This is a genomic window from Burkholderia sp. IDO3 (assembly GCF_003366075.1).
Lineage (GTDB): Bacteria > Pseudomonadota > Gammaproteobacteria > Burkholderiales > Burkholderiaceae > Burkholderia > Burkholderia anthina.
The window spans coordinates 2824374-2837304 of the sequence record NZ_CP028962.1; the positions used below are offsets into that span (position 1 = coordinate 2824374).

At 66.9% G+C, this 12931-nt stretch carries 11 protein-coding genes; 5 read left to right on the forward strand and 6 right to left on the reverse strand.

Annotation, left to right across the window (positions count from 1 at the left end; translation table 11 throughout):
* Positions 1 to 20 precede the first annotated feature (20 nt).
* Positions 21 to 1112: a 2-aminoethylphosphonate ABC transporter substrate-binding protein gene (phnS, locus tag DCN14_RS12925; protein WP_096506638.1), complete on the reverse strand. Its 1092-nt coding sequence runs from the start codon at positions 1110 to 1112 to the stop codon at positions 21 to 23.
* A gap of 253 nt (positions 1113 to 1365) precedes the next feature.
* Here phnS and DCN14_RS12930 point away from each other — a divergent pair, with 253 nt between their 5' ends.
* The gene (locus DCN14_RS12930) at positions 1366 to 2475 is read left to right on the forward strand and encodes a 2-aminoethylphosphonate--pyruvate transaminase (protein ID WP_096506637.1); all 1110 of its coding nucleotides are present in this window, start codon (positions 1366 to 1368) and stop codon (positions 2473 to 2475) included.
* An 88-nt stretch (positions 2476 to 2563) separates the two neighbouring features.
* Here the strand turns inward: DCN14_RS12930 and DCN14_RS12935 are convergent, their stop codons facing one another.
* Genes DCN14_RS12935 through aroQ form a run of 3 tightly spaced genes read right to left on the reverse strand, consistent with a single transcriptional unit; the run spans position 2564 to position 5256 of the window.
* Positions 2564 to 3913, reverse strand: a complete 1350-nt coding sequence (locus DCN14_RS12935; RefSeq protein ID WP_096506636.1) for an MFS transporter — start codon at positions 3911 to 3913, stop codon at positions 2564 to 2566.
* A gap of 36 nt (positions 3914 to 3949) precedes the next feature.
* Positions 3950 to 4804, reverse strand: a complete 855-nt coding sequence (locus DCN14_RS12940) for a shikimate dehydrogenase (RefSeq protein WP_096506635.1) — start codon at positions 4802 to 4804, stop codon at positions 3950 to 3952.
* Complete coding sequence (aroQ, locus tag DCN14_RS12945) at positions 4801 to 5256, reverse strand: type II 3-dehydroquinate dehydratase (protein WP_096506634.1); 456 nt, start codon at positions 5254 to 5256, stop codon at positions 4801 to 4803. The genes DCN14_RS12940 and aroQ overlap by 4 nt, the downstream gene beginning before the upstream one ends.
* A gap of 256 nt (positions 5257 to 5512) precedes the next feature.
* Here aroQ and DCN14_RS12950 point away from each other — a divergent pair, with 256 nt between their 5' ends.
* Positions 5513 to 7405 carry a sugar phosphate isomerase/epimerase and 4-hydroxyphenylpyruvate domain-containing protein gene (locus DCN14_RS12950; RefSeq protein WP_096506633.1) on the forward strand — a complete coding sequence of 631 codons (1893 nt, stop codon included), beginning with the start codon at positions 5513 to 5515 and terminating at the stop codon, positions 7403 to 7405.
* A 284-nt stretch (positions 7406 to 7689) separates the two neighbouring features.
* Positions 7690 to 7953 carry a hypothetical protein gene (locus tag DCN14_RS12955; RefSeq protein ID WP_096506632.1) on the forward strand — a complete coding sequence of 88 codons (264 nt, stop codon included), beginning with the start codon at positions 7690 to 7692 and terminating at the stop codon, positions 7951 to 7953.
* A gap of 69 nt (positions 7954 to 8022) precedes the next feature.
* On the opposite strand, the gene DCN14_RS12960 is transcribed toward DCN14_RS12955, so the two are convergent.
* Entirely contained in the window at positions 8023 to 8817 is a 795-nt protein-coding gene (locus tag DCN14_RS12960; RefSeq protein WP_096506631.1) for an AraC family transcriptional regulator, read from the reverse strand.
* Between the two features lie 650 nt (positions 8818 to 9467).
* Between DCN14_RS12960 and DCN14_RS12970 the strand changes: the two genes are divergently transcribed.
* Entirely contained in the window at positions 9468 to 10604 is a 1137-nt protein-coding gene (locus tag DCN14_RS12970) for a branched-chain amino acid ABC transporter substrate-binding protein (RefSeq protein WP_096506656.1), read from the forward strand.
* A gap of 321 nt (positions 10605 to 10925) precedes the next feature.
* Complete coding sequence (locus tag DCN14_RS12975; RefSeq protein WP_096506629.1) at positions 10926 to 12236, forward strand: MFS transporter; 1311 nt, start codon at positions 10926 to 10928, stop codon at positions 12234 to 12236.
* Between the two features lie 107 nt (positions 12237 to 12343).
* Here the strand turns inward: DCN14_RS12975 and DCN14_RS12980 are convergent, their stop codons facing one another.
* Positions 12344 to 12781 carry a DoxX family protein gene (locus DCN14_RS12980; protein ID WP_096506655.1) on the reverse strand — a complete coding sequence of 146 codons (438 nt, stop codon included), beginning with the start codon at positions 12779 to 12781 and terminating at the stop codon, positions 12344 to 12346.
* Positions 12782 to 12931: the final 150 nt, after the last annotated feature.

The following is a 12931-nucleotide window of genomic DNA, read 5'->3' on the forward strand; positions in this document are numbered from 1 at the left end:
TTACAGGCGGCGTACGCCGATCACTTCGGCTTGACGACGTCGAGCTGCTTGCCCGAGCTGCCGATCACGTCCTTCTTCCAGCGCTCGATCCACTCCGGCTTCTTCGCCATCACCTGGTTCCAGTCGACCGGGATCAGCTTCACGCCCGCGATCGCCTTCTTCACCGCTTCGCCGTTCTTGCCGGTCAGCGGCACATCGGTGCGACCCGGGATGCCGTACATGTCCGGCACCTTCGACTGCACTTCCGTCGACATCAGGTAGTCGATCAGCTTCTTGCCGGCGTCCTGGTTCGGGCCGCTCTTGATCAGGCCGATGCCGTACGGCAGCTGGAACGTGGTCGGCTGGTCGCCGGCCTTCGCGGCCAGGAAGATCGGCTTGACGGACAGCGCGCCATGCTCGGCGTCGTCGAGGTCCATCTGCAGGTCGCCGTTCGCGACGCTGATCTCGTTACGCGACAGCAGCACGTTCAGGTAGCCGGTGCCCTTGGTGTGGAACTTCACGCTCTGCGAAAGCTTCGCGAGATAGTCGAACGCCTTGTCCTCGCCCATCAGCGTGGTCGTCAGGATCAGCACGGCCATCCCGTCGCCGGCGGTGGCCGGGTTCGAATACGCGACCTTGCCGGCATAGCTCGGCGACAGCAGGTCGGCGAACGTCTTCGGCTGGTTCTTCACGACGTCCGGGTTGATCGCGAACGAGAAATAGTTGTTCACGAACGTGGCCCACGTGCCGTCTTCCGCCTTCGCGATCGCCGGCACGTTCTTGTAGTTCACGCTCTGGTACGGCTGCAGCAGGCCCATCTGGCCGGCTTGCTGGATGAACGGCGGCAGCGTGACGATCACGTCCGCCTTCGGCGAATTCTTTTCGATGTTCGCGCGGTTGACGACTTCGCCGCTACCCGCCGTCACGATGTTGACCTTGACGCCTTCCTTCTTCTCGAATGCCGGCAGCACGTCGCGATACAGGTTCTCGAGACCGTCCGCCGTATACAGCACGACCGCGTTTGCCGCATGCGCGGGCATCGCCACGCCTTGCAGCAGACCGGCGGCGCAGGCGGCCAGCGCGAGCTTGCGGAACGCGCCGGCAGCGGCGCGCGAGGAATTCTGCAGTGTCATCTCACTTCTCCGTAGGCGGAACACCAAGCGGCCGGGGCACGATCCGGCTCTTTCAGTCGGGCAGGCCGACAACCGGCCGGCCTCGCTGCCGCGCTGCAGGTGGTTTCGCGCGGCAACCGAAGGATCACAGCGTTCGATGACAAACCCGTGACGAGTGCCACAATTTCCAAAAAATGACACATTTTGCCAATATCATGCAAGTCATTCAGAAATGCCGACCGGCGTTTCGTCCGACCATTGCTGGAGAAAAACCATGTCCGACCCGATTCTGCTCACGCCCGGCCCACTCACCACCTCCGCCACAACACGCCACGCAATGCAACATGACTGGGGCTCGTGGGACGCCTCGTTCAACGCGTTGACCGCCAGCGTCTGCGCGGATCTCGTCGCGATCGCGCGCGGCGGCGACGAGTACGCATGCGTACCGATGCAGGGCAGCGGCACGTTCTCGGTCGAAGCCGCGCTCGGCACGCTGGTGCCGCGCGACGGCGTCGTGCTCGTGCCCGACAACGGCGCGTATTGCGCGCGCATCCTGAAGATCCTCGGCCGGCTCGGCATCGACGCGATCGCGCTGCCGTTCGGCGAGGACGCGGCCGTCGACCCGGCGGCCGTCGAAGCGGCGTTCGCGCGCGAGCCGCGCATCACGCACGTCGCGCTCGTGCACCTGGAAACGAGCGCCGGAATCCTGAATCCGCTCGACGCGATCGCGGCCGTGTGCCGGCGGCACGGCAAGCGGCTGATCGTCGACGCGATGAGTTCGTTCGGCGCGCTGCCGATCGCGCTGGCGGACAGCGGGATCGACGCGCTGATTTCGGCAAGCGGCAAATGTCTGGAAGGCGTGCCGGGAATGGGGTTCGCGATCGTGCGGCGCGACGCGCTCGACGCCTGCGCAGGCAACTCGCCGTCGCTCGCGCTCGATCTTCACGACCAGTACGCGTATCTGCGCAAGACGGGCCAGTGGCGCTTCACGCCGCCGACCCACGTGATCGCCGCGCTGCGCGCCGCGCTCGACCAGTACCTCGCCGAAGGCGGCCAGCCGGCGCGCGGCGCGCGTTATGCGGAGAATTGCCGGACGCTGGTCGAATCGATGCGCGCACTCGGCTTCGCGCCGTTCCTCGACGCGAGCGTGCAGGCGCCGGTGATCGTCACGTTCCACGCGCCCGACCATCCGGCCTACGATTTCCGCCGCTTCTACGACGCGGTGCGCGACGCGGGCTTCATCCTGTATCCGGGCAAGCTGACGCAACTCGAGACGTTCCGCGTCGGCTGCATCGGCGCGATCGATGCCGGCGACATCCGGCGCGCGGTGGCGGCGATCGCGCAGGCGGTCGAATCGCTCGGGATTGCCGTGCAGCGCGCGTGACGCTCGCGCCGGCCGGGCGCGCAAACAAAAAAGCCCGGCGGCCTTCGAGGCCGCCGGGCGAACGCACCGGAAGTGCGTGGAGCCGTGCTTACAGTTCGATCCGCTTGATGTCGCCGACGACGAAGATGTACGACAGCGCGCCGATCAGCGCGATCACGCCGATGAACACGAGCGCGCCGACGAACGAGCCGGTCGATGCGACGATGAAGCCGACGGCGAGCGGCGTCACGATCCCCGCGAGGTTCGCCGCCAGGTTGAAGATGCCGCCCGTCACGCCGAGCAGGCCGTCCGGCGCGATGTCCGACACGAGGGTCCAGCCGAGCGCGGCCATCCCCTGCGCGAAGAAGGCGACCGACATGATCGCGATCACGGCCTCGTTGCTCTGCACGTAGTTCGCGAGAATGATCGTCGAAGCCAGCAGCAGGCCCGCGATGATCGGCAGCTTGCGCGCGATGTTCGCCGACTTGCCGCGACGCAGCAGCCAGTCGGAGAAGATCCCGCCGAACATCACGCCGACCGACGCGGCGATGAACGGCATCACGGCGAAGAAGCCGATCTTCAGCCAGCCCATGTGGCGTTCGGTTGCAAGATAGGTCGGAAACCAGGTCAGGAAGAACACGAGCGTCGAGTTGCCGGCGAACTGGCCGAGGCAGATGCCCGCGAGCTGGCGCTTCTTCAGCAGCCGGCCGGCCATCGACCAGCTGAACTGCTTCTGCGCGCCCTTGCCGCCCTTTTCAGCCGCACCGCCCTTGCGTGCGCCGTGCACGAGACCGCCGCCCGCTTCGATATACGCGAGCTCCTCGGCGTTCGCGCCCGGATGGTTGCGCGGCTCGTGATAGAACTTCCACCAGACGAGGCCGAACACGATGCCGACCGCGCCAACGACCCAGAACAGCGAGCGCCAGCCGAACGCGCCCATCAGCGCGAACAGCACGGGGCTGAAGAACGCGAGGCCGATGTATTCGCCGACGGTATAGGTGCCCGTCGCCATCGCGCGCTCGCTCTGCGGAAACCACGTCGCGACGACGCGGCTGTTGGTCGGGAAGCACGGCGCCTCCGCGACGCCGAGGCCGAGCCGGCACGCGAGCAGCGTCCCGACGCCGGGCACGAAGCCCTGCAGGAACGTGCACAGCGACCACAGCGTCATCGACCAGTAATAGGTGACCTTGCTGCCCAGGCGGTCGAGAAAGAGACCGCCCGGCACCTGCGCCGCGACATACGTCCACGAGAACGCGGAGAACATGACGCCCATCACCGCCGCGTTGATGCCGAGCTCCTTGGTGAGCTGCGGCGCAGCGACCCCCAGCACGGTCCGGTCGAGATAGTTGATCATCGTGCCGATCGCGAGCAGCGCGAGAATCTTGTAGCGCGCCGACGTTCGCCGGACCGTGCCGGCCGCCTGCGCGGGCGCGGCGTTCGTGGGAGTGGTGTGCTGCATGGTCGTCTCCTGGTCTCTTTTTGCGTATCGATGGGGTCAGCGCGCGACGAGCGACTGAAAGTGGTCGAACATCCGCTCGGCGTCCGGCGTGCGTCCGGTAAAGATCTCGAATGCGTCGACCGCCTGATACACGGCCATCCCGCCGCCCGGCAGCGTCGCGCAGCCGGCCGCGCGCGCGGCATGGATCAGTTCGGTTTCGAGCGGGAAATACACGATGTCGGCCACCCACATCCCCGCGTGGAGCAGATCGGCCGGCAACGGCAGGCCGGGGTGCTTCGCCATGCCGGTCGGCGTCGCGTGGATCAGGCCCGTGGCCGCCTGCATCGCGGCCGCGAGATCGCCGCCCGGCGTGACGCGCGCCGCGGGAAAGCGCTGCTGCAGCTCGGCCGCGAGGCTGGCGGCGCGCGTACCGTCGACGTCGAAAATCGTCAGCTCGGCCGCGCCCATCTGCAGCGCGGCATGCGCGACGGCGGCACCCGCGCCGCCCGCGCCGAGCTGGACCACGCGTTCGAGCGACGCGCCGGGCAGCCCGCGGCGGAACGATTTCGCGAAGCCCGACCAGTCGGTGTTGTAGCCGATCCGCTGGCCGTCCTTGAACAGCACGGTGTTCACCGCGCCGAGCGCGCGCGCGTCGTCCGACAGCGCGTCGAGGTGCTCGATCACGCGCTGCTTGCACGGATGCGTGATGTTCAGCCCGGTGTAGCCCATCCGCTGCGCGGCATCGAGCAATTGCGGCAGTGCGTCGACGGTCAGGCCGAGCGCGTCGAGATCGATGCGCCGGTAGACGTAGCCGAATCCCTGGCGGAATCCTTCTTCCTCATGCATCGCGGGCGACAGCGAGCCGCCGATACCCTGGCCGATCAGGCCGATCAGAAAGGACGGGCGGCTCATCGTGCGGCTCCTCGGGCAAACAGGGTCGACAGACGCTGCAGCGCAAACAGGTAGCCGTCGGTACCGCAGCCGCAGATCACGGCTTCGGCGACCGCCGATACGTACGAGTGGTGACGGAATGCCTCACGGCGATGCACGTTCGAGATATGCACCTCGATCACGGGCTTCGCGATCGCGGAAAGCGCGTCGGCCAGCGCGACCGACGTGTGCGTGTAGGCAGCCGGGTTGATCACGATGCCGTGGGTGTCGTGGCGCGCGGCATGCAGCCAGTCGATCAGCTGGTGCTCGGCGTTCGACTGGCGGAAGTCGACCTCCAGCCCGAGCCCCTCGGCCGCCGCATGGCAGCGCTGCTCGACGTCGGCCAGCGTTTCCGCGCCGTAGATATGGGGCTCGCGGGTCCCCAGAAGATTGAGGTTCGGGCCGTTCAGCACCAGCACCTTGTACTTGCTCATGACGATTCTGCTCCAAAAACAGGGGCCGAACATGATCGGCTCAACCCCGTGACATCGGGAAGTGGCGCTAGTGTGCGCCGGCACGCGCACGCTGTCTTTTCGGGTTTTCGCTAATTTGTACCATCTAGTTAGTTTGTATAATTCGCCTCACTTCCCTAGTAAATTCGGGATATGGCGCTCGCCCGGAACTCAACGACTGGTTCATTCTGATCCGATTCGGCCGGCGCCGTGCCTCGCTCATCCGCAGGATTCGCCCATGCAGCGCTCGATCGCCACCGTGTCACTGTCCGGCACGCTCGCCGAAAAGCTCGCCGCCATCCAGGCCGCCGGTTTCGACGGCGTCGAAATCTTCGAGAACGACCTCGTCTACTTCGACGGATCGCCCGCCGACGTCCGGCGCATGGCCGCCGATCTCGGCCTCGACATCGTGCTGTTCCAGCCGTTTCGCGACTTCGAAGGCGTGAGCGCCGCCCAGCTCGCCCGCAATCTGGACCGCGTCCGGCGCAAGTTCGACGTGATGCACGCGCTCGGCACCGACCGCATCCTGGTGTGCAGCAACGTGTCGCCCGACACGATCGCCGACGATGCGCTGCTGGCCGACCAGCTCGGCGCGCTTGCCGAGGCGGCGCGAGAAGCCGGCGTGATCGTCGCCTACGAGGCGCTCGCGTGGGGCCGCGTCGTGAACCGGTACAGCCATGCATGGCAGCTCGTGAACGCGGTGAACAGCCCGCACCTCGGGCTCGCGCTCGACAGCTTCCATACGTTGTCGCTCGACGATTCGCCCGACGCGATCGCCGACATCCCCGGCGACCGGATCGCGTTCGTTCAGATCGCCGACGCACCGAAACTGGCGATGGACGTGCTCGAATGGAGCCGCCACTACCGCTCGTTCCCCGGCCAGGGCGACTTCGACCTCGCGCGCTTTACGGCCCGCGTGATCGAGTCCGGCTATACGGGGCCGCTGTCGCTCGAGATCTTCAACGACGGTTTCCGCGCCGCACCGACCGCGATCACGGCCGCCGACGGCCATCGTTCGCTGCTCTATCTGGAAGAGCTGACGCGTGCGCGGCTCGCACAGGACGGCCGTGCGCCGGCGGCCGGCCAGCCGCTGTTCGCGCCGCCGGCGCCGGCCGCGCACGTCGGATTCCAGTTCATCGAATTCGCGGTGGACACGCAGGCGGCGGCCACCGTCGGCGAATGGCTCGGCCGGATGCGCTTCCGGCTCGCGGGCCGCCATCGGTCGAAGGACGTGACGCTGTTCCAGCACGGCGCCGCGTCGATCGTGCTGAACGCCGAGCGCGACTCGTTCGCCGACGCGTTCTTCCAGCAGCACGGGCTGTCGCTGTGCGCATCGGCGTTCCGCGTCGACAACGCGAAAGTGGCGTTCGAGCGCGCGGCCGGCTTCGGCTACGCGCCGTTTTCCGGGCGCGTCGGCCCGAACGAGCGCGTGCTGCCGAGCGTGCAGGCGCCGGACGGCAGCCTCGAATATTTCGTCGACGAAGCACCGAACGCGCCGACGCTCTATGAATCGGATTTCGTGCTGACCGACATCGACGGCCCGAGCGAGGTCGGCCCGCTGACGGGTATCGACCACGTGTGCCTCGCGCTGCCGGCCGACGCGCTCGACACGTGGATCCTGTTCTTCAAGACGGCATTCGGCTTCGAAGCCGAGCGCAGCTGGCTGGTGCCCGACCCGTACGGGCTGATGCGCAGCCGCGCGGTGCGCAGCGCGGACGGCTCGGTGCGGATCGCGCTGAATGCGTCGGTCGACCGCCATACGGCCGTCGCCGAATCGCTCGACCGCTATCACGGCACGGGGCTGAATCACGTCGCGTTCCGGACCGACGACATCGTGAAGACGATCGCCGCGTTCGCCGCCGACGGCGTGCCGTTCCTGCGGATTCCGGCGAACTACTACGACGATCTCGCCGCGCGCTACGCGCTGCCGGACGAACTGATCGACACGCTGAGCACCCACCACCTGCTGTATGACCGCGACGAGCACGGCGGCGAATTCCTGCACGCGTACACGGAACTGGTCGACAACCGCTTCTCGCTCGAAATCGTCGAGCGGCGCGGCGGCTACGACGGCTACGGCGCGGCGAATGCGGCCGTGCGGCTTGCCGCGCAGGCTCAGCGCAGGAAATAAGGGAAGGAATGGTGTGTCGTTTCGGCGCCGAACCGGCTGAAAAACCGGTGCGGCCCGGTGACGCACACCGCCTCGCGCACCATCATGGTGAATGCCGGGGTTTCGCCCGCCCGGCAAGGCGCCCCGCTTGCGGCCGGAGACGGCCGCCCGGCGGGGGTTACATCCGGTAACGCTCGCCGCGGTGCAGCATCCGCGGCAGCACCGCGGTTTTAAGAATCGCTTAAGTCTTCGTCGGCACCATCCGCAACCAGTACCCGATGGATATCCCGAAATGGAGGACAGCGATGAGCGCCGTAGAAGCACCCGCGGGCCGCCCGGCCGCACCCCCTGCGAAGAAGACGATGCTGCGTCGTCTCCTCAGCCATCATGAAATCGCGACGCTGCTCGTGCTGCTGCACGCGCCGATCAGTGCGAACGCCAAACCCGAATTGCCTGCGTTGCAGGAAGCCGGCCTCGTCGAGATGATCAAGCTCGACGCCGATACGGCACCGAGCTTCCGGCTCACCGAAGACGGCACGGCCATCCTGAAAGGGCTCGGCTACCGCTGAGCCGCCGCTTTCCCGTTCCAGCCCCACCCCGATCCTTCCGACATGCCGGCGCGCGGCCGGTGCGTCGCGTCATCCCGCCCGGTCCTGCAGCATCAGCCGGTATTCGGTCGGCGTCACGCCGACCGTCGCCTTGAACTGGCGCGTGAACGCGCTGTGATCCGTATAGCCGCATAACGCCGCGACGTCCGTCACCTTGTCGTGCGTGACGAGCAGCGCCGTGGCCGCGTCGAGCCGCGTTTTCAACAGCACCTGGCGCGGCGTCAGGTGAAACACCTTGTGGAAGTAGCGTTCCAGCTGCGCGACCGACATCCCGGCCATCTGCGCGAGCTGCTTCAGGTTCAGCGGCTGAACATAGTGATCCTGGATGTGCTGGACCACGTCGGCGAGCTTGCTGTACGCCGGATGCGACCCTTCGTGCGCCTTCAGGTCGCGCGAGATGCCCGCGAGCCCGACCACCTTGCCGGCCGCGTCGCGCAGCGGCTCCTTGCAGGTCAGGCACCAGCCCGGCTGACGCCCCGGATACAGGTGCAGCTCGAGCTGGTCCATCAGTTGCTGGCCGGCGTTGATCGTCGCCATGTCCTGCTCGAAATAGGTGCGGCCGAAGCGGCGCGGAAACGCTTCGTCGGTCGTCTTGCCGAGCAGGTCGCGCTTGTCCTTGTAGCCGCAGCGCATCGCGAGCGTGCGATTGACGAGCGCGTAGCGACCGTTCGCGTCCTTCACGAAGAACGCGACGTCGGGCAGCGCGTCGAACACCGGTTCGAGCAGGCGGAAGTGCGCGAGCATCGCGCCGAAATCGGCATTGTCGGGATGGTAGCGCAATGTGTCGGACAGGCTCATGGGCGGTACGGCAAGCAAGGTCGTCATCCCGGCATCTGCAAAGCGAATGGCTGATGGCGTCGATTATAGAAGCGCCCCCTCGAACGCGTGGCGGCGATCCCGGGAAGCAGTGCAATCCGCGGGCACGGCGGATCGCGGTGGATAGTCGTCGGCTGGCGACGGCCGACGGGGCGGCGTGCCGCATGCGGTTGTGTGCGCAACGACTACGCCGCGTGTGTGCCGCGCTTTGACGCACGCTTCGCACATTCCGCGCGTTGCGCCACGTCACACCGCCGCCGCGATGCGATGTGCCGCGATGCCGGTGTACCGCATCGGCGCTCGGCCGCGCGCCCCCGAACCCGCCATCCTAAAAATGCCGGCGCATCGCGTCTTGGCGCGTTTGCGCATGGAGAATGACGATTTAAGCATATATCAGGGTATTCGACGATATGCCGAAATCGTCGCCGGCTGCGTACCGAACGCGCAAGACGCGCGTATTTTCGCTATCTAGACTTCGCTCAACGGTCACGAGACGACATCCCGCCGCCGCCCCGCACGCCGATTCCGGCACAGCGCGCGGCGTCCGGCGAGCCCGCACGGCTTTCATCCAGGCCGGCCAACCGATACGTCTCGCCCGGCTTACCGCACCGGCCAGCCAGCCGGCGGCGGCCCAACCACGCCATCAAGGGGAAGTGAAAGTGAAGCTGAAGGTATCGCACGTCGCGCTGGCTGCCGCCTGCGCACTGTCGGGCGCACACGCCATCGCCGCCGACGTCGTCAAGATCGGTTTCGCCGCACCGCTGACGGGGCCGCAGTCGAACTACGGCACCGACATGCAGAAGGGCGTGCAACTCGCGATCGCCGACTTCAACGCAACGCATCCGACGATCGGCGGCAAGCCGGTCACGTTCCAGCTCGACTCGCAGGACGACCAGGCCGACCCGCGCACCGGCACCACCGTCGCGCAGCGGCTGATCGACGACAACGTCAGCGGGATCATCGGCCACTTCAACTCGGGCACGAGCATTCCGGCGTCCGACCTGTACGATCGCGCGGGGCTGCCGCAGATCTCGATGGCGACGTCGCCGCAATACACGGCGCGCGGCTACAAGACGACCTTCCGGCTGCTGACGAGCGACGCGCAGGCCGGCCGCATCGTCGGCACATATGCGGTGAAGACGCTGCACTTCAAGCGCGTCGCGATCATCGACGACCGCACGGCCTACGGCCAGGGCATCGCCGACGAATTCGCGAAGGCCGTGCAGGCCGCGGGCGGCACGATCGTCAAGCGCGACTTCACGAACGACAAGGCGCTCGACTTCTCGGCGATCCTGACCAACCTGAAGGGCATCAACCCCGACGCGATCTTCTACGGCGGCGGCGATGCGCAATCGTCGCCGATGATCCGCAAGATGCGCCAGCTCGGCATGAAGTCGGCATTCGTGACCGGCGAGATGTCGCGCTCGCCGACCTTCCTGAAGGTGGGCGGCGAAGCGGCCGAAGGCGCGATCGTCTACATGGGCGGGCTGCCGAAAGAGAAGATGCCGGGCTTCGCCGGCTACGCGGCACGCTACAAGGCACGCTTCAACGAAGACGTGATCACCTACTCGCCCTACTCGTACGACGGCACGATCGCGCTGCTCACCGCGATGAAGAACGCGAACTCGACCGACCCGAAAGTCTATACGCCGTATCTCGGCAAGGTGTCGGTCAAGGGCGTGTCGGCGCCGAGCATCGCGTACGACGCGAAGGGCGACCTGAAGGATGCGCCGGTCACGATCTACAAGGTCGAGCACGGCGCGTTCAAGCCGGTCGATACGATCGCCGGCAACTGATAACCCCGAACCCCCGTCCCGCGCGGCGCGGCAAGCGGTTCATCCGCCTGCCGCGCCGCGTGCATTTCACGCCCGGCGAAGTCCGAAGCGTTCCTCGGCGCAACCCCGCGCGCGCGTATTTCGCGCTCCTGTAGAATCCTCCCACCCGCTTTCACGCTTCGTCTGCGTTGCGCCCCATCCCGGTGCAATGGCGCGTGTCGCGCGCCCTATCCGGCGCCCGGCACACTTTCGACGATGCAGGCGCGCCTAGCCAGTCCAGCCAATAGCGGGCCCTGGAGACGCAGCACCGACAACAACATTCGAATACCGATCGTTCTGACCATGCAAGCATCCGAATTGAGCGGCGTGCCCCGCGCCGCCGAACGCGCGCTCACGCGCAGCGACTACAAAACCCTTGGCCTTGCCGCACTCGGCGGCGCGCTCGAGTTCTACGACTTCATCATCTTCGTGTTCTTCGCGCCCGCGATCGGGCAGCTGTTCTTTCCGCACGACATTCCCGACTGGCTGCGCCAGTTGCAGACGTTCGGCATCTTCGCGGCCGGCTATCTCGCGCGTCCGCTCGGCGGCGTGATCATGGCGCACTTCGGCGACCTGTTCGGCCGCAAGCGGATGTTCACGCTGAGCGTGCTGATGATGTCGGTGCCGACGCTGCTGATGGGCCTGCTGCCGACCTACGACACGGTCGGCATCCTCGCGCCGGTGTTGCTGCTGCTGTTCCGCGTGCTGCAGGGCGCGGCGGTCGGCGGCGAAGTGCCGGGCGCGTGGGTGTTCGTATCCGAACACGTGCCGTCGCGCCACATCGGTTATGCGTGCGGCACGCTGACCGCGGGCCTCACGGCCGGCATCCTGCTCGGCTCGCTCGTCGCGGCAGGCGTCAACAGCCGCTACTCGGGCGCCGAAGTCACCGCATTCGCGTGGCGCATTCCGTTCCTGCTCGGCGGCGTGTTCGGCCTGTTCTCCGTGTACCTGCGCCGCTGGCTGCACGAGACGCCGGTGTTCGCCGAGATGAAGGCGAAGAAGGCGCTCGCGGCCGAGATCCCGCTGAAGGCCGTGCTGCGCGACCACGGCCGCGCGGTGATCGTGTCGATGCTGCTCACGTGGATGCTGTCGGCGGCGATCGTCGTCGTGATCCTGATGACGCCCGCGCTGCTGCAGAAGCAGTTCCACCTGGCGCCCGCGACCACGCTGTTCGCGAACAGCATCGCGACGCTGTGCCTGACGGCCGGCTGCATCACCGCCGGCTCGCTCGCGGGCCGGATCGGCGCGAAGCGCGTGCTCGGTATCGGCGGCATCGTGCTGGCCGCGTGCTATTACCTGCTGTTCGTGCAGGTCGCGGCCGACGCGTCGACGCTGCCGCTGTACTACGGGATCGCCGGCTTCATGGTCGGCACGATCGGCGCGGTGCCGTTCGTGATGGTGCGCAGCTTCCCCGCCGTCGTGCGCTTCTCGGGCATCTCGTTCTCGTACAACGTCGCGTATGCGATCTTCGGCGGCCTGACGCCCGTGATCGTGTCGCTGATGATGAAGTCGAATCCGCTCGCGCCGGTGGTGTACGTCGCCGTGATCTGCGTGCTCGGCGGGATCGCCGTGCAGTTCTCGAAGGATGCGAAGGACCTGAAGGTCGCACGCTGAACGCCGGCGCGCACGCGCCGCGTCATGAACAAAGGGCCGAATCCCGCACGCCGCGGGATTCGGCCCTTTTGATTGGCTTCAGCGCGGCCGCGCGGGGGCGGCTCGGCTCAGCGCAGCACGCCGTACGACGAACTCGGACGGCGCAGCGCATCGATGCTCGCGCCACCCGCGCCCGTGACGAACAGCAGCAGGAAACCGCCGGAGATCGCGACGTTCTTCCAGAAGTGGATCACCATGTCGTGCTGGACGGCGGCGTTGGTCGCGTCCCAGAAATTGTGACCGACCATCGCGGTCGCGATCGTGTAAACCGCCATCAGCAACGCGAGCGGCCGCACCTTGTAGCCGACGATCAGCAGCAGGCCGCCCAGCCCCTCGATCGCGACGACGATCGGCGCGACGACTTGCTGATAGGGCACGTTCAGCGCGTGCAGATACGCGACGAAGTCGCTGTAGCCGAGCAGCTTCATGATGCCGCCCCACAAGAACAACGCCGCCAGCGCCAGGCGTGCGAAAAAAATGACGCCGGAATCGACGGTACGCGTCATGCCTTTCTCCTCGTATGCAATTCGGCCGTCCGCACGGCGCGTGCCCGTGCGGTTCGGGCCGCGCAACCCTGCGGGGCCCGCGGCAAATGGGCCAGCATAGAGGGTCTTTCCGCGGTGTCCAAGCAAAAGGTTGTAGCAAATCTTTACACT